The sequence below is a fragment of the Enterococcus sp. AZ079 genome (assembly GCF_050547255.1).
Lineage (GTDB): Bacteria > Bacillota > Bacilli > Lactobacillales > Enterococcaceae > Enterococcus_D > Enterococcus_D casseliflavus.
This window is the reverse complement of record NZ_CP172955.1, coordinates 2,044,418-2,060,771: the sequence shown is the minus strand read 5'-3', so window position 1 is coordinate 2,060,771 and position 16,354 is coordinate 2,044,418. Positions and strand designations below refer to the sequence as shown.

The 16,354-nt window shown below is 43.1% G+C and carries 17 protein-coding genes; 10 read left to right on the top strand and 7 right to left on the bottom strand.

Annotated features, from left to right (window positions below; translation table 11 throughout):
• Positions 1-22: 22 nt before the first annotated feature.
• Positions 23-793, bottom strand: coding sequence for a MurR/RpiR family transcriptional regulator (locus IGJ15_RS09910; RefSeq protein ID WP_231434968.1), 771 nt, complete (start codon positions 791-793; stop codon positions 23-25).
• 171 nt (positions 794-964) lie between these two features.
• Here IGJ15_RS09910 and IGJ15_RS09905 point away from each other — a divergent pair, with 171 nt between their 5' ends.
• The 10 genes from IGJ15_RS09905 (at position 965) to IGJ15_RS09860 (ending at position 10,702) form a co-directional block, all read left to right on the top strand.
• Positions 965-2,356 (top strand): glycoside hydrolase family 1 protein, encoded by a 1,392-nt coding sequence (locus IGJ15_RS09905; protein WP_010747941.1) that lies wholly within the window; start codon positions 965-967, stop codon positions 2,354-2,356.
• Between the two features lie 12 nt (positions 2,357-2,368).
• Positions 2,369-3,673, top strand: coding sequence for a PTS sugar transporter subunit IIC (locus IGJ15_RS09900; protein WP_121261710.1), 1,305 nt, complete (start codon positions 2,369-2,371; stop codon positions 3,671-3,673).
• Position 3,674: 1 nt separating this feature from the next.
• Positions 3,675-3,920, top strand: a complete 246-nt coding sequence (locus IGJ15_RS09895; protein ID WP_010747943.1) for a hypothetical protein — start codon at positions 3,675-3,677, stop codon at positions 3,918-3,920.
• Between the two features lie 140 nt (positions 3,921-4,060).
• On the top strand, positions 4,061-5,359 hold the full coding sequence (locus IGJ15_RS09890; RefSeq protein WP_005225702.1) for a PTS sugar transporter subunit IIC: 1,299 nt from the start codon (positions 4,061-4,063) through the stop codon (positions 5,357-5,359).
• Positions 5,360-5,387: 28 nt separating this feature from the next.
• Positions 5,388-5,639 (top strand): hypothetical protein, encoded by a 252-nt coding sequence (locus IGJ15_RS09885; protein ID WP_005225703.1) that lies wholly within the window; start codon positions 5,388-5,390, stop codon positions 5,637-5,639.
• Between the two features lies 1 nt (position 5,640).
• Positions 5,641-6,735, top strand: a complete 1,095-nt coding sequence (locus IGJ15_RS09880) for a DUF871 domain-containing protein (protein ID WP_034695473.1) — start codon at positions 5,641-5,643, stop codon at positions 6,733-6,735.
• Positions 6,736-6,739: 4 nt separating this feature from the next.
• Entirely contained in the window at positions 6,740-7,852 is a 1,113-nt protein-coding gene (locus tag IGJ15_RS09875; RefSeq protein ID WP_010747945.1) for an amidohydrolase/deacetylase family metallohydrolase, read from the top strand.
• A complete protein-coding gene (locus IGJ15_RS09870) occupies positions 7,836-8,942 on the top strand; it encodes a DgaE family pyridoxal phosphate-dependent ammonia lyase (protein WP_010747946.1) in 1,107 nt (368 codons plus the stop codon). The genes IGJ15_RS09875 and IGJ15_RS09870 overlap by 17 nt, the downstream gene beginning before the upstream one ends.
• Positions 8,939-9,688 (top strand): 2-dehydro-3-deoxy-phosphogluconate aldolase, encoded by a 750-nt coding sequence (dagF, locus tag IGJ15_RS09865; RefSeq protein ID WP_010747947.1) that lies wholly within the window; start codon positions 8,939-8,941, stop codon positions 9,686-9,688. The genes IGJ15_RS09870 and dagF overlap by 4 nt, the downstream gene beginning before the upstream one ends.
• 9 nt (positions 9,689-9,697) lie before the next feature.
• Complete coding sequence (locus IGJ15_RS09860) at positions 9,698-10,702, top strand: sugar kinase (protein ID WP_010747948.1); 1,005 nt, start codon at positions 9,698-9,700, stop codon at positions 10,700-10,702.
• Positions 10,703-10,808: 106 nt separating this feature from the next.
• Here IGJ15_RS09860 and IGJ15_RS09855 read toward each other — a convergent pair whose 3' ends face one another.
• From IGJ15_RS09855 to IGJ15_RS09830, 6 genes are all read right to left on the bottom strand, one after another.
• The gene (locus IGJ15_RS09855; protein WP_010747949.1) at positions 10,809-11,387 is read right to left on the bottom strand and encodes a TMEM175 family protein; all 579 of its coding nucleotides are present in this window, start codon (positions 11,385-11,387) and stop codon (positions 10,809-10,811) included.
• A 99-nt stretch (positions 11,388-11,486) separates the two neighbouring features.
• Positions 11,487-12,047, bottom strand: a complete 561-nt coding sequence (locus IGJ15_RS09850) for a TetR/AcrR family transcriptional regulator (RefSeq protein ID WP_010747950.1) — start codon at positions 12,045-12,047, stop codon at positions 11,487-11,489.
• Positions 12,048-12,049: 2 nt separating this feature from the next.
• Positions 12,050-12,973 (bottom strand): phytoene/squalene synthase family protein, encoded by a 924-nt coding sequence (locus IGJ15_RS09845; protein ID WP_010747951.1) that lies wholly within the window; start codon positions 12,971-12,973, stop codon positions 12,050-12,052.
• Positions 12,963-14,450: a phytoene desaturase family protein gene (locus tag IGJ15_RS09840; RefSeq protein ID WP_010747952.1), complete on the bottom strand. Its 1,488-nt coding sequence runs from the start codon at positions 14,448-14,450 to the stop codon at positions 12,963-12,965. Before IGJ15_RS09840 ends, IGJ15_RS09845 begins: the two co-directional genes overlap by 11 nt.
• On the bottom strand, positions 14,447-15,163 hold the full coding sequence (locus IGJ15_RS09835) for an ABC transporter ATP-binding protein (protein ID WP_005225713.1): 717 nt from the start codon (positions 15,161-15,163) through the stop codon (positions 14,447-14,449). The genes IGJ15_RS09840 and IGJ15_RS09835 overlap by 4 nt, the downstream gene beginning before the upstream one ends.
• An 11-nt stretch (positions 15,164-15,174) precedes the next feature.
• Positions 15,175-16,239, bottom strand: coding sequence for an ABC transporter permease (locus tag IGJ15_RS09830; RefSeq protein WP_005235249.1), 1,065 nt, complete (start codon positions 16,237-16,239; stop codon positions 15,175-15,177).
• Positions 16,240-16,354: the final 115 nt, after the last annotated feature.

Below are 16,354 nucleotides of genomic sequence, written 5' to 3'. Positions count from 1 at the left end.
TAAATGAAACTACCTGCGCCTATCAGAGAAGTTCTTCTGATAGGCGTATTCTTTTGGCAATTTTTTCAATTAAATAGATTGCTGGTAGTTGAGAAGTCAGTTCAATGGTTTTCTCTTTTTTCTGACTGGCTTTAAAAATGGTCTCTCTTTCGATGTAATAAGGCACCGTTAAGTCGGATAACTGGCTGATGGTTGAATCTTCGGTATTCGTGATGGCAATAATCTGACAATCTTTTTGATTTAACTTTTGTAAGTATCGAATCATTTCTTGTGTTTCTCCAGAAATAGACAAAACAATGATACCGGTTTTGCACAATATGTCTTCTGGAAACCAGTCGATAGGATAATTTGAGGGATCGTCAACTTTTAATGCCGTTTTTCCAAAGTCAGTAAAATAGAGTGCGCCATATTCCGCAATCGTTTCAGATAAGCCTGATCCAATAAATAGCACGAAGCTTTTGTTCTTAAGAATCTCTGTTGCTCGATCGATTCTTTCAGATAAAAAGGGCTGGTTTACTCGCTTCAAGAAATCAATTGTTTGGGATTCATCACTATCGGATATTTTAGATTTTACGAGAGAATCTAAGTAAAAGCGCAAATTGATCTTAAATTCAGTAAACGTATTACATTCAAATTTCTTGCAAAAGCGGCTAATACTAGCAGTACTGGTATGGGTCTCTTTGGCAAGTTCTTTCATCTTCATTTTAGACACTGAAGCCAAGTTTTTTGATACAAATCGGTAAACCTCGTATTCTAGTGCAGTAAGTTCAGGATTGTAGTCAAGAAAAAGCATGATGCACCTCCGTAACAAAGTGTTTTTTTTGTGGAACAAATGACAAGGGATGAATACGTTTTCTATTTTGGATTATAACATTATATTGATTTTACTTCATGCTATACTTTCGTTGTTCAATAATGTAAGCGGATGCTTCGCTTAGTAAAAAAGGAATTGTAGGAGGGCGACATGGCGTATAATTTTTCGAAGGACTTTTTCTGGGGTGCAGCAACAAGTGCGACACAATCAGAAGGAACGATTGCTGGAGACAATAAAGGAGAAAACATTTGGGATTATGCATCAAAAAACTATAACCATCGGTTTTTTGAAGGAGTTACAACAGAACATACATCAAGGTTTTATCAGGAAATGGAAGCGGATTTGGATCGAATGGCGGCACTTTCTTTTAATTCTTTTCGGACTTCGATCTCTTGGTCACGTCTTATTCCCGAAGGTACAGGGGAAGTTAATCCAGAAGCTGTTGACTTTTATACCAGAATGCTTGATGGGTTAAATCAAAGAGGCATCAAACCGTTTATCAATCTTTATCACTTTGACATGCCAATGAAATTACAAGAAATCGGCGGATTTGAAAATCGTGAGGTCATCGAAGCGTATCGGGCGTATGCAAAAATTTGTTTTGATCTATTTCATGAGAAAGTTGCTTACTGGTTTACCTTTAATGAGCCGATGATTCCAGCAGAAGCCGGCTATTTGCATGACCGACACTATCCTTATGTAGTTGATTTTAAACGAGCGGCGCAAGTACTTCACCATATCATCCTTGCTCACTGTGAGGCAGTTAAGGTCTTTCGACAAGGAACATATCAAGGAAAAATCGGTATCATTATGGATGTGATTCCAGTTTACCCAAGAAGCCAGCATCCTGCCGACTTAAAAGCAGCGGAAATGGCAGACCTCTTCTATACTCGCTCGCTTAATGAAGCGATTTTAAAAGGTCGTTACCCGCAGGAGTTAAAGGCTATTTTAACGCGCTACAACCAAATGCCACGAGTGGAAGAACAAGATCTTGCCTTGATTGCTGAAACAACGATTGATCTGTTAGGAATCAATTATTACCGTCCACGGCGAGTGAAAGCCAAAGAATCTTTGCCTAATCCCGAGGGAGTTTTCTCACCAGAATGGTTTTACGATGATTACGAGATGCCTGGCAGAAGAATGAATACTTCAAGGGGGATTGAGATTTATCCTCATGGCTTGTATGATATCGCTAAAAAAATCCAGTTAGAATATGGGAATATTGATTGGTTTGTTTCAGAAAATGGCATCGGAATCCAGGGAGAAGAAACATTTATCGAAGGGGGGCAAGTGCAAGACAACTACCGAATTGCTTTTTTAAAAGAGCATTTAATTGAGCTTCATCAAGCAATGATGGAGGGGAGTAACTGTCTGGGGTATCACATGTGGACATTTGTGGACTGTTGGAGTTGGCAGAATGCGTTCAAAAACCGCTATGGCTTTTATCGTCTGGATTTAGAAACGGGAGAAAAAACGATGAAAAAGTCTGGTCTATGGTTTAAAGAAGTGATTCAAAAAAATGGTTTTTCAAACGAATTTTAGGAGGGTTTTATAATGAAAGTTTTAGACTCGGTTGCAATGAAGTTATTACCGGTTGCCAATGCTATTGGACAGCAGCGGCACTTGCAGGCAATTCGAAATGGGTTGATTTCTATTTTGCCGCTCACGATCGTTGGCTCTTTTTTCACCATTATTTTAAATTTGCCGATTCCTGGCTATACCGAATGGGTCGCTCCTTATTTACCGGCACTTGACATTCCTTTTCGATTTACGGTGGGGTTAATGTCTCTTTATGCCTCATTTACGATTGGCTCCAACTTAGGTGCCAGTTACAAACTCGATCGAATAACAAGTGGGTTTTTATCCATGTTAGCGACGATTTTAATGGTCGTTCCGATCAATTTGGCGGAAGGCATCAGCACGACAGGAGATGCCGTACTTGCAGGAAGGTATTTACCCATCGCTTCACTTGGATCACAAGGATTATTCGGTGCGATCATTGCGGCGCTAGTTTCAGTAGAGATTTATCATTTTACAAAAGCAAAAAATTTGGAAATCAAGATGCCAGAAGGCGTACCGCCTGTTGTAGGCGAATCCTTTGCGGCACTCCTACCAACCTTGCTGGTTATCTTAGTCTTTTGGATTCCGCGCCACTTTTTCGGCTTCGATTTAAATGGATTACTGACGATCGCCATCTCTCCTTTAAAAGGTTTCTTAACAGGCAATAATTTGGTTGGCGGAATCATCACACAATTTGTTATCTGCGTTTTCTGGGTATTGGGTATTCATGGCCATGCCGTTTTAGGACCCATCATTCGTCCATTTTGGGATCAAGCAATTTTAGAAAATGCGGAATTATTCCAAAACGGTATGTCTGCCTTTGATCTACCAAATCTTTTTACCGAACAATTTTATCAATGGTATGCGCAAATGGGTGGTACTGGATCAACGCTTGCATTGGTTGTTTTGTTTATGTTCTCTCGTTCAAACTATTTAAAACAATTGGGTCGTCTTTCCATTTTACCAGGGATTTTTAATATTAATGAACCGATGATCTTTGGGACGCCAATTGTGATGAATCCACTGTTGGCAATTCCGTTTATTCTTGTGCCAATCGCTAATACTATCTTAGTCTATATCGTTACCGCTTTAGATTGGATGCCTAAGATGATGGTCAAACCACCATTTTCGATTCCCGCACCTCTTGGCGCATTGATTACCTCAAATTGGAATTGGGTTGCTTGTTTGATGGTCTTCGTCTGTTTCTTCGTTTCATTAGCGATTTACTATCCATTCTTTAAAGCATTTGAGAAACTTCAAGTGGCGCAAGAGCTAGAAACAGCTAAAGAAGGTGAGTAGAATGGTTCTAGTAGTGAGTTGTTTGCTTTTGATTTTTCTGACCCATCTTCTTTTAGAAAAAAATAATGCCAAAATCACGCTGGCTTTTTGGAAACTATTACTTGTTTCCTTACTTTTCTTACTCAGTTTGTTTTTCTTGTTGATCCGCACTCCTTTGGCACCAGTTTTCATTTTGTTACTTATTATCAATTGTACCGTCATCCAAAATCGTTTTATGTATCAGTATCGACCGAAAGGACAACGATAGGACGCTTGATGGTTACTGTAGGAAATGTTATTGCGAAAAGATTATTCTATCTACTGTTTAAAAAACTATTTACGAACCCAGATCCTCTGTGCTATTATCCTTGTATAAACATTATAATGTTATAAACTAAGGAGGCAATTATGAAAGGGTTTGTAGAATTTATTGAACAGAAGTTGATGCCGATTGCAAATAAAGTGGGGATGCAACGGCACATGGTAGCGATTCGTAAGGGGATCATCGCTACGTTACCATTAACGATCGTTGGGTCTTTCTTCACGATCTTACTGAATTTTCCCATCGAATCAGTCGCTGCGGTGATCGAACCGTATCGGGAAGTTTTGGATATTCCCTTTCGTTATACAGTCGGATTATTGGCATTGTATGCAACATATGGGATTGCTTCATCGCTAGCAAAAAGCTACAAGCTGGATTCATTGACTGCGGGTATCTTAGCAACGATGTCCTTTCTTGTAACCGCTGCACCACCGTTGCGCGTCTTTGATTCTGTGGAAGGCATCATTGATGCGGGACGCTATATCAATGTGGCAAACTTAGGCTCAGGCTCTTTGTTTGGCGCGATCGTCACGGCGATCTTGTCCGTTGAAATCTATCGTTTCTTTATCGTAAAAAACATTACCATCAAAATGCCAGATGGTGTGCCACCAGAAGTAACGAATTCATTTATGGCGTTGATTCCTGGAGGAGCGATCCTGATTTTGTTCTGGGTGATCCGTCATATGTTAGGCTTTGATATCAATGGCTTTTTAAGTAACTTGTTGATGCCGTTAAAAGACGTACTAGCTGGTAACAGCTTGTTTGGTGGCTTATTGACTGTCTTCTTGATCTGTTTCTTCTGGGTACTGGGGATTCATGGACCAGCCATCATGGGTCCTGTCATTCGTCCATTCTGGGATATTTCCATCGCTGAAAATATGGAAGCGTTCCAAGCATCTGGCAATGCGCATGAATTGCCTAATATTTTTACGGAACAATTTTTACAATGGTTCGTCTGGATCGGTGGAGCCGGTACGACCTTAGCGTTGGTCGTTTTGTTCTTCTTCTCCAAATCAAAATACTTGAAACAATTGGGCCGTTTGTCCATCTTGCCAGGCTTATTCAATATCAATGAACCAGTGATTTTCGGTGCACCGATCGTAATGAACCCGATCTTAGGCATTCCGTTCTTGGTGGCACCATTGATTACGACAACGATTTCTTACTTCGCGACTATTACGGGTGTCGTACCGATGATGGCTGCCAGACTTGGGTTTGCCATTCCAGCACCAATCGCCGCCTGGATGAGTACGGACTGGAGTATCGCAGCAGCGATTTTAGTGATCGTCAACTTCTTTATCACACTCGCAATCTACTACCCATTCTTTAAAGTCTTTGAGAAACAGCAGATTGCCCGCGAACAAGAAGAAGAAACAGCCGCTTAAGCAAGACAAAAAAGAGTGAGGTGCAAACATGGGGATTTATGCCATTTGTTTATTTTTTGGTTGTCAAATTTGGTTAACAAAATCAGCACAAGGGAAAAAAATTCAAGAAGTGCCGTTTTGGCGGATGCTTTTGTTCGGGATTCTTGGCGTTGCTGCAGCGATCCTACTGAGCCGTCAGTTTCCGTGGGGACCATTTTTGACGATAACGGCGACGATTGTTTGCAGTTCGCTTTTACTGACACGTTTTACTGCTTTTTATGAAGAAATGAGGATGAGATAAGTTGAAAAGACAACTAGGAGTATCGGTGTATCCCGATCACAGTGATTTTGAAACAGACAAAGCCTATCTGCAATTAGCCCATGATTATGGCTTTAGCCGCATTTTTATGAGTATGCTGGAAGTGAGTGACGGCAAAGAAAATGTGCAGAAAAAGTTTAAAGCGTTGATTGATTTTGCCAAAGGATTAGGCTATGAAACGATTTTAGACGTGGCACCAGCCATCTTTTCGGAACTAGGCATCTCCTATGATGACTTGACCTTTTTCCATGAACTAGGTGCCGATGGGATTCGTTTAGATTTAGGCTTTGACGGCAATAAAGAAGCGATGTTGACCTACAATCCCTTTGGCTTAGCTGTTGAATTGAATATGAGCAATGATGTGGCGTATTTAGACAATATTTTGACCTATCAAGCCAACATTCCTTACTTATATGGCTGCCACAATTTCTATCCGCAAGAAGGGACTGCCTTGCCCTATGATTTCTTTGAAAAATGCAGTCGTCGTTTCAAGGAAAAAGGCATTCGAACCGCCGCATTTATCTCTTCTCAAACGGGAACGATCGGACCTTGGGATATCAATGATGGCTTACCGACCTTAGAAATGCACCGGAAAATGCCTGTAGAAACAGCCGCAAAGCATTTGTTTGCCACAGGCTTGATCGACGATGTCATTATCGGAAATGCTTATGCTTCTGAAGCAGAATTGGCAGCGCTAGGAGCGATTGATCGCTACCAGACTGCATTTGCTATTGAATTTGTGCCTGAAATCAATGAAGTTGAACGCCAAATCGCCCTGGACGAGCAGCATTACCGTCGAGGCGACATCACCGATCGGATGATCCGTTCCACAGAAGTTCGTAAAAAGTATAAGAACCATGACAATCCTGTCCATGACCACGAAGGCGTCTTTCAACGAGGGGACGTTGTGATCGGCAACGATCGTTTTGGCAAGTACAAAAACGAGCTGCAAGTCGTGCTAGAGCCTCACTCAGATCCACGAAAAAATAAAATCGGTTCGATCGTCGAACAAGAGTTAGTTCTGCTGCCCTTTATCCATCCTTGGTCGAAATTCACTTTCACAGAGAGGAAGGTGTAACGAAATGTTTGATTTGATTATTCGTCAAGCCCGCACGATCGATGAAGAAGTATTTGATATTGGGATTCAAGACGGCAAAATCACTGCTCTGGCACCCACATTGCAGGAGCAGGCGAAACAAGAGCTGACCTTAGCAGAAGGGGAGTTCTTGTCAGCTGGTTGGATCGATGACCATGTCCATTGTTTCGAGGAAATGACGCTCTATTATGATTATCCAGACGAGATCGGTGTCAAACAAGGCGTCACGACCGTTATCGATGCGGGGACGACGGGCGCTGAAAATATCCATCGGTTTTATGATTTAGCCAAAGAAGCCAAAACCAATGTCTTTGCTTTAGTCAACATTTCCAAATGGGGGATCGTAGAGCAGGATGAACTTGCGGATCTGTCAAAAGTCAAAAAAGAATTGGTCAAAGAAGCACTGCAGAAGTTTCCTGACTTTATCGTCGGGATCAAAGCCCGAATGAGCAAAACGGTGATCGGCGAAAATGGCATCACGCCGTTGAAATTAGCGAAAACGATCCAAGCTGAAAATCAACCGCTGCCTTTGATGGTCCATATTGGTTCAGCACCACCGAATTTAGCAGAGATTCTCGCTGAATTGGAAACAGGCGATGTGGTGACCCATTGCTTTAACGGCAAAGCCAATGGGATTTTGGATCAGACAAACCAAACCATCAAGCCTTTCGTCTTTGCTGCCTATGAAAAAGGCTTGGTCTTCGATATTGGTCATGGGACAGACAGTTTCAATTTTGACGTGGCGGAGACAGCCTTTGCCAATCAGCTGAAGGCTTCTTCCATTAGTACAGATATCTACATTCGCAATCGTACCAATGGACCAGTCTTTGATTTAGCGACGACTATGGAAAAATTAGCGGTCGTAGGGTATGATTGGCGTGAGATCATCGAGAAGGTGACCAGTGCCCCTGCGAAGCAATTTCATTTACAGAACAAAGGCGAGATCGCATTGGGATATGATGCTGATTTTACGATTTTCCGCTTTGAAGCGGGCGAAAAGGAATTGACGGATTCTAACGGCAATCGCCGAATCACGACACAACAGATCGTGCCGCAAAAAGCGGTGATAGGAGGGGAACTTTTTGACACTGAATATTGAAGAATTAGGCTTGAAAGAAGTCATCAATGCTTCTGGCAAAATGACGATTCTAGGTGTCTCGAAAGTCAGCGAAAGTGTGCTTGCAGCCCAGCGCTACGGCGGGGAGCATTTCTTTGAAATGGCAGATCTAGCAGAAAAAACCGGAGCCTATTTAGCAGAATTGTTGAAAACGGAAGATGCACAGATCGTTTCTTCCGCTTCAGCGGGGATCGCCCAATCAGTGGCGGCACTCATCGGTCAAGGCGACAGCTATCATTTGTATCATCCATATAGTGAGAAAATCAGTAAGCGGGAGATCATTTTGCCCAAAGGCCACAACGTAGATTATGGCACACCAGTGGAAGTGATGGTGACACAAGGTGGTGGGAAGGTAGTGGAAGCAGGCTATGCCAATATGTGTACACCCGAGCACATTGAACAGATGATCACACCCGAAACGGCAGCAATCCTCTACATAAAGAGTCATCACACCGTTCAAAAAAGTATGCTGACGGTAGCAGAAACGGCCCAAGTTGCCAAGGCACACGATCTTCCATTGATCGTTGATGCGGCTGCTGAGGAAGATTTGTTTGCCTATACCCAAGCTGGTGCTGATTTAGTGATCTATTCAGGTGCCAAAGCATTTTCAGGACCGAGTGCTGGCTTAGTGATCGGCAAGCAGCCCTATGTCTCTTGGGTGCGCCTGCAATCCAAAGGGATAGGTCGAGCAATGAAAATCGGTAAAGACAATATTCTCGGATTTACCCAAGCCGTGACGGATTATCTAGCGGAGGGAACAGAATCTGGCGCTTCGATGCAAGAGCGTCTGCAACCATTTATTGCGGCAATCAATGAAATCACTGGTTTCGAAGCAAAAATCGTTCAAGACAGCGCTGGCAGAGACATTTATCGGGCGAGTGTTAAAGTGAAAGAACCAAGTGCCAAAGCAGTGATCGACGCGCTAAAAGCAGGAGAACCAGCGATTTATACCCGTGAGTACCAAGCCAATAACGGCATTATTGAATTTGATATTCGAGCAGTCAATGAACAAGAAATGGCAGTGATCACTGATCGCTTACAAGAAATTATGTTAGGAGCAACCCAAAAATGAAAACTTCACCCAATTATTTCGCTGACCGTGTCTGTCTAAATGTGTTAGCAAACTCCATCGACAATGCGAAAGCTTGTTACGAAGCAGCAGAGGGCAACATCGTCCTAGGTGTTTTATCAAAAAACTATGATAGTGACGAGGCGGCTATCGCTGACATGAAGAACTATCAAGTGGCAACAAATAATGCCCTTTCTGTAGGGCTTGGTGCTGGCGACCCCAATCAAAGTGAAATGGTCTCCCGAATTTCCGCTGTTCTTCAACCACAGCATGTTAACCAAGTGTTCACGGGAGCGGGGACCTCACGAGCTTTGCTAGGACAATCTGAAACGATCGTCAATGCCCTGGTTTCACCAACGGGAAAAGTCGGCTATGTCAATATTGCGACTGGTCCATTGAGTTCACAAACTCCATCTGCAGAAGTCCCAGTTGAAACAGCGATCGCTTTATTAAAAGACATGGGCGCTAGTTCTATCAAGTATTTTCCAATGAAAGGGTTGGCTCATAAAGCAGAATATCAAGCGGTAGCCGAGGCTTGTGCCGCGAATGATTTTTATTTGGAACCGACCGGCGGTATCGATTTAGAAAACTTTGAAGAAATCTTGCAGATCGCTGTTGATGCAGGCGTGAAAAAAATCATTCCACATATTTACAGCTCGATCATCGATGGCGAAACAGGGGACACACGCCCTGGAGATGTACAGACATTAGCAGAAATGACGAAAAAGGTGTTGGCAGCAGCCAAATAGGGGGGATCAATGATGCGGATCGGTGCTTACGGTGAGGTAATGATGCGGTTGACGCCACCAGAATATCGAACGTTGGAACAGACCCACTCTTTGCGAATGGATTTTACGGGAACAGGGGTCAATCTGTTAGGCAATTTGGCGCATTTCGGCTTGACGACGTCGATGCTGACGCAGGTGCCAGCCAACCGATTAGGAGATACGGCAAAAGCCAGCTTGCGTTCCTATGGGATTCAAACGGCATTTGTTGGCAAAAAATATAGTCATATCGGCAGTTATTTCGCCGAGATCGGCTACGGCGCTCGTCCGACCTATGTGACGTATCAAAATCGACATCATAGTTCCTTTGGCGTTTCAGGTCCAGAAGAATATGCTATCGATGGTTTTTTAGAAACGATCGATCTCATTCATATTTGCGGGATCTCTCTTAGTTTGACTGAGAAAACCTGGCAAACAGCTTTGGCTTTGGCGAAACAGGCCCATGCCAAGCAGATTCGCGTCTGCTTTGATTTCAACTTCCGTCCAAGCTTGAATGAAGAATTAAATCGGGAGGTACTGAAACAACGGTATGAAACGATCCTACCCTATTGTGACCTAGTTTTCGGGTCTGTCCGTGACTTGGAGGAGCTATTGGCTTATCCCTTAGAGGAAACAGAAGGCGCCGAGCTTGCATTGATCCAATCCTTTATTGACCAGTATCAACTAGAATGGTTCTGCGGGACACGGCGTCTAGCCGTGGAAGACAAGCAGTTTATCAGCGGAAGGATCATTACGGCACAAGATACCTATGAAACGGCACCGCAGCTGCTGCAAGTGTTGGATCGGATCGGGGCAGGGGATGCCTATGCTGCTGGCGTATTATTAGGCTATGCCGAAAAATGGTCGCTCCAACGCACCGCTGATTTTGCTATCACGAATGCAGTTTTGGCTCATACGATGCTGGGAGATGTCCCCTTAACCACCAAAGAACAAGTTGAACAAGTCTTACAGGCACCAGGGAAAGACTTGATTCGTTAGAAAAAACACTTGCGTCCTTCTCTTGATGGATGACTGCGCAAAAGTAGACCAATCGGCTGCTTGTGCGCAATCATTCACCGCTTTTAGGAGAAGGACGCAAGTGTTTTTATTGTTTTAAAAAGGTTTCTACTTTTTTCTCAGGGATCACCCACAACAATAGTACAAGACTATCCAGTGTGATGATAAATAGGGGATGGATCAGCCAGCCGAGGAGCAATGCCAGCACGTTGATAAACAACGTAAAGTAGAGTTTCTTGTATCCGCGAAACAGTTCCACGATGGCTTGATTGTCAGGATTGGCACGAACCAAGGATTTTCCAACTAGGAAATAGCTGAAATCCGTCAATAAAATGACAGCCCCGTATAGCAGCTGTGGGGCAAGAGCGACTGGATAACGACTGACCCATGACGTTACAAAAGGAAAGAGGGTCAGTGCCAGGATCAACAAATGATTCGCCCACAAGGTCCAACCGTCGATTTTAGACACTACTTGAAATAGATGATGGTGATTGTTCCAGTAGATCGCTAACATCACAAAGCTGATCAAATAAATAATAAATTGCTGTTCCACTCCTAAAAAAGAAGCAAAGGTATCGCCTTCGGGCTGGTGCAATTCCAATACTAATAAGGTCATTACGATCGCAATGACCGCATCGGTAAAGGCTTCGATTCGATTTTTTGACATGTACATCCATCCTTTTAAGTTTCTGTTTACTGGATCAGTGTACGCGATTGTCAGAAATTCGTCGAATGATTATTCTCGGGACAAAAGCCAACGTTCCAGCTATTTCGCAATTGGCCCATTGCCTAGTGCACCGAATAAAAACAAATCGATCGCTTCTGGCATCTTGTCTTCTTTTTCTGGTGAGTCCAAATGAGCCGCCATCAGTACTAACAATTGACTGGTGACAAATTCCGGGTCGACATCCGAACGGAGATTGGAATCACTGCGACGAAACAAGTCAAGAAACGGTTCTTTGTAATTTTTCCGCCAAAGCAAGTACAGTTTTTTAGAAGTGTCCTCAGAAACGGTATGCTGAATGTCGTGCATCATCATATAAAAATTGATCCGATGCCGACTTCTTAAAAAAAGAAACATGTTCAAGATTTTTTCAGAGATCGTCAAGGAAGTATCTTCAACGGTCTGATTTAGCTTTCCAGAAACCTCTTGTGCCAAAGAGACCATCACTTCATAATAGATGGCTTCTTTGCCTTTGAAGTGATAATAAAGATTGGGTTGGGTGATGCCGACGGCTTCTGCGATCTGTCTAGTAGAAGTTGCTTGATACCCCTGCTGCATAAACAGGTTCTCTGCCACTCGTAATATTTTTTCTCGCAAGTTCAAAGTCAGCCCTCCCAACGTTCCTGACGAAGCATTTTTTTCGCGGTAAACAAAAGTTGGATTTTCCGTTGTTTCGGTACCGCTGTTTTTTCAGCAAATACTTGATAGTTGTTTTTGCGAATCACAGTCAAGATTTCCCGATAGATCAAAGCAGCTGCTAATAGAGCTTCACGGCAATCTTCATCGATTTGCGGCATCATGACAAAAGATTCTTGATAAAGCGTCTCTGCCAGTTGCGCCTCGTGTTCCCACATCTCGATAAACTGCGGGTTTTGATTGCCAGCTGCTAAAGCCTCTCGCGAAAGGTTGTATTGCGCCAAGACCGTTTGCGGCAAATAGATGCGGCCCATCCGCAGATCCTCGCCAATATCACGTAAAATATTGGTGCGCTGCATCGCTTCACCCAATTTGATGGCAGGCTCTTGAATCGCAGCGGCTGCTTGCGAGAGAATCGGCAAGAGCATCAGACCTACACTGCCAGCTACGTAGTAACTATAGTCAGAAAGCTCTTTTTCAGAGGTGGGCTGCTGGAAGTCAAGGTCTTGTTTTTGCCCCACCAATAGATCGAAAAAGGGTTGAAATTGCAGATCAAACTGTTGGAAAGAAAGGGTCAATGCCCGCCAAATGGCTTCATCAGGATCTTCTTCCTTGACGGCTTGCGGCAAGTCGATCGTATCGTCTGATACTTGTTTTTGCATTTCTTCCAAGCGTTTTTTCATGGCTTCGATCAACAATGGGTCTTGCTTTTCATCGACGGCATCATCGGCACGTCGGCAAAAGGCGTAGACGGCATAGACGGCGCGGGCTTTGTCTTTTGGCAATTGAGAAAAGGCGGTATGAAAATTTTTCGAATGCTTTTTTATGATGGCCTCACAGTATAAAAAATCGTTGTCGTATTCATCAAAGACGCTTAATGATTTAACGGTCATCTTTTAACAACTCCTCCACAGCTAACTTGGCACTTTGCATCACGATTGGCACACCCGCTCCTGGATGCGTACTGCTGCCGCAGAAGTATAGGCCTTCTGCATAATCAAATTTATTATGGGGACGATAGTAATTGCTTTGGGCTAAGGTCGGTTTCAAGCCAAATGTCGCACCGTTGTAGGCATTGAACCGATCATTGAACGTATCTGGCGTATACATTTTTTCATACACGATGTGTTCATCGATATCCGTAAAGATCGTTTTTTCTTTTAATAATCCAATGATCTGCTGGCGGTAGCTTTGGATCGTTTCATCCGTCCATTGATCAAATTTAGATAATTCAGGTACTGGGACTAAAACATAAAGACCTTCTTGACCATCAGGTGCTAAGGAAGCATCTTTCAGGGTTGGGCGATACAAGTAGAAGGAAGGATCTTCTGGCAGCTTACCAGCCTCGAAAAGATCATCTACATTGCGTTTGAAATCATTGGCAAAATAAATGCTGTGGAGTGCGCTATCCTCATATTTTTTGTCCAGACCTAAATAAAGCAAGAAACAAGAACAAGAATAATCCATCGAAGAGATTTTTTGATTGGTGTATTTGCCGCGTTTTGATTCATCAGGAATCAAGCTTTCCATAGCATAAGGAAAATCAGCCGCACAAATCACGGCATCTGCGGTGATCGTTTCTCCATTGACACGAACGCCTTTGGTTTGCTTGTTTTCGATCAATAATTCATCGATCGGCGTATTGTAATGGATCGTACCGCCTAATTCTTGGAACAAACGTGCCATACCAGTGGCTAACGTATACATGCCGCCTTTGATGAAATAGACCCCATACATCAACTCGATCATAGGGATGATCGTATAAAGGGACGGCCCTTGGTAAGGGGAGACACCGATATACAAGGTTTGAAACGCCAATGATTTACGCAGGCGATCATCTTTGACAAATTTAGAAATGGAAGAGTAGGCGTCACTAAACGTTCGCAGCTTTAACCCTGCCCATAATGATTTGGGATTGTAAAAATCTCGCCATGTCCGAAACGACTTGGTGATGAAGGACTCTTTGGCGATCACATAGCGTTTGTAAATATCTGCTAAAAAGGCAAAATAGCCTTGAGCATCTTCTTCTGAGATCGCTTCTAGCGTTTTGGTCAATTCTACTAAGTCATTTGAGAAGGTCAGCGGTTCGTCTTGGGCAAAATACAGCTGCAGCATCGGATCGACTTTCTCCATAGGAATATAGTCATTCGGATCAACGCCAGCAAATTCAAACACTTCACGATAAATTTCAGGCATCATCACGATGGTGGGGCCCACATCAAAGGTAAAGCCGTTTTCCTTGATCTGATTCATTTTGCCCCCAGGTTGACCTTCTTTTTCGTAGAGGGTGACGTCATAGCCAAGTTTTTGCAAACGGACAGCAGCAGCTAATCCTGACACGCCCGCACCGACAACAATAATTTTTTTCATGCTTGCTCCTTCTGCGAATCATCTGATTCGGCTTCTTTTTTCGTGTGTTCTTTTTCTTCTAAAACGCCATCTTTCATGACGAGAACCCGATCACAATAATCTGTTAAACGGGTATCATGGGTCACCATAATGGTGGCTTTTTGTTTTTCTTTGGTTTCTTTTGCTAAGATTTTGACGACTTCGACGGCTTTTTTTGAATCAAGACTCGCCGTTGGTTCATCTGCCAATATGATGGTGGGATCATGATAGAGCGCTCGGGCAATAGCCACACGCTGTCTTTCGCCACCAGAAAGTTCATCGGGGTATTTGTTCTGCAGCTTTTCGATCCCAAGTTGTTCAAACAATTCAGTTGCTGATTGCTCTTGGGTTTCTTTGCTGACCTTATCCACTAATTGGAGTTGCTTTTTGACCGTCAAAAAAGGGACAAGGTTGGAAGCTTGTAAAATAAAGCCGATCTTTTTGAAACGAGTTTTTGCCCGTTGCTTTTCTTTTTGTTTACTGAAGGGTTCGTCATTGATAAATACTTCGCCTTCAGAGGGGGCTTGCAGACCACCGGCGATCGTTAGAAAGGTACTTTTCCCAGAGCCAGAAGGACCGATGATGGCGACAAATTCGCCTTTTTCTACCGAAAAGTTGGTTTCTTTCAAGGCTTCAATTGTCGCGTCCCCATCTTTAAATGATTTTTTGACTTGTTTGAATTCAATGGCACTCATGTTTTTTCCTCCTATCCGATTGCTTTCAATGGGTCGATTTTTACAATCGTTCGCACCGAGAAGAAAGCACCTAGCATCGCGATCAGAATCATCATGACACTGATACTAGCAAAGAATAATAGATTGATTTGGAATGGCACTGCCGCAGGTAACACGAGGGCGGTACCGATCGTTGCCAAACCACCGATCAAAACACCCGAGGTTGCCAATAAGAACGTTTGGGCGATCACCGAAAAAGCAATGTAGCGGCTAGAGATCCCTTGAGCTTTCATGACACCAAAAATTTCTGATTTTTGCATCGTTAGCACATAGATGAAAATTCCGATAACGATGGCAGCGATCACGATCAAGAACCCGATCATAAAGCCAAAGGTCAGCACTTGCGCGTTGTAACCAGGCAATTCATTAATAAATTTGCTGATATCCGTAGCGACCAGATCATCTGGCACTTCTTTGATTTTGCCACGAGTCACGATCGCGTTGATACGGGCATTTTCAGAATCATCTTCTTTTTCAAAACGAATTTCTTGATAGGCACCGATCGAGGTGTAGAGGACCGGAGCGACACTGAAGCGGGCGTTATCTGTAAAACCGACGATTTTTAATTTTTTGTCACTGCCTGCTAATTTGATGGTGTCACCAATGGAAATCCCGTATTCTTCCTCAATACTGCTGTCGGCGACCGCTTCATCATCTGACGCAAACATCTCGCCATCGGTAATATTGGGTGCTAAAAATTGATCTGGATCAATGCCGAAAAAGGTGACATCGACTTTTTCACCGTTGTCTTCTTTGGTCACAACTCCAGCGGTTTGCGCCAAAACTGCTTTTTCTGGTGCATCGACTTCATCATAAAGACTGCGAGGAAGCATCGACATGTTTAAATTATCATTTGCTTCTTCGGTCAACAAAATTTGATCTGCCTCCCATTTGTCGACCGCCATCCGATTATCTTGAGCCAACCCATAAGCTAACCCAGTTAAAAAAAAGACCAAATAGGCGATTAAAAACATGACCCCTGTGACTAGGGCGTAACGCAATTTGGAATGGCGTATTTCATTGATTGCCAAAAACATAACGATTCCTCCTAATATTTTATCACTTGATAAAATAAAAATACCATTTTTTTTATTTTCAGCAAACTATCTTGCTTACAAAGAGTAAATTCGGTGAAGAAAGGAAGGTTATTTA

What these genes read in the sequence shown, in the direction of transcription:
- IGJ15_RS09840 (WP_010747952.1), bottom strand. Translation starts at nt 14,450, where the DNA reads ATGAAAAAAATTATTGTTGTCGGTGCGGGCGTGTCAGGATTAGCTGCT.
- IGJ15_RS09845 (WP_010747951.1), bottom strand. Translation starts at nt 12,973, where the DNA reads ATGACCGTTAAATCATTAAGCGTCTTTGATGAATACGACAACGATTTT.
- IGJ15_RS09885 (WP_005225703.1), top strand. Translation starts at nt 5,388, where the DNA reads ATGGGGATTTATGCCATTTGTTTATTTTTTGGTTGTCAAATTTGGTTA.
- IGJ15_RS09855 (WP_010747949.1), bottom strand. Translation starts at nt 11,387, where the DNA reads ATGTCAAAAAATCGAATCGAAGCCTTTACCGATGCGGTCATTGCGATC.
- IGJ15_RS09910 (WP_231434968.1), bottom strand. Translation starts at nt 793, where the DNA reads ATGCTTTTTCTTGACTACAATCCTGAACTTACTGCACTAGAATACGAG.
- IGJ15_RS09890 (WP_005225702.1), top strand. Translation starts at nt 4,061, where the DNA reads ATGAAAGGGTTTGTAGAATTTATTGAACAGAAGTTGATGCCGATTGCA.
- IGJ15_RS09900 (WP_121261710.1), top strand. Translation starts at nt 2,369, where the DNA reads ATGAAAGTTTTAGACTCGGTTGCAATGAAGTTATTACCGGTTGCCAAT.
- IGJ15_RS09875 (WP_010747945.1), top strand. Translation starts at nt 6,740, where the DNA reads ATGTTTGATTTGATTATTCGTCAAGCCCGCACGATCGATGAAGAAGTA.
- IGJ15_RS09860 (WP_010747948.1), top strand. Translation starts at nt 9,698, where the DNA reads ATGATGCGGATCGGTGCTTACGGTGAGGTAATGATGCGGTTGACGCCA.
- IGJ15_RS09830 (WP_005235249.1), bottom strand. Translation starts at nt 16,239, where the DNA reads ATGTTTTTGGCAATCAATGAAATACGCCATTCCAAATTGCGTTACGCC.
- IGJ15_RS09905 (WP_010747941.1), top strand. Translation starts at nt 965, where the DNA reads ATGGCGTATAATTTTTCGAAGGACTTTTTCTGGGGTGCAGCAACAAGT.
- dagF (WP_010747947.1), top strand. Translation starts at nt 8,939, where the DNA reads ATGAAAACTTCACCCAATTATTTCGCTGACCGTGTCTGTCTAAATGTG.
- IGJ15_RS09835 (WP_005225713.1), bottom strand. Translation starts at nt 15,163, where the DNA reads ATGAGTGCCATTGAATTCAAACAAGTCAAAAAATCATTTAAAGATGGG.
- IGJ15_RS09895 (WP_010747943.1), top strand. Translation starts at nt 3,675, where the DNA reads ATGGTTCTAGTAGTGAGTTGTTTGCTTTTGATTTTTCTGACCCATCTT.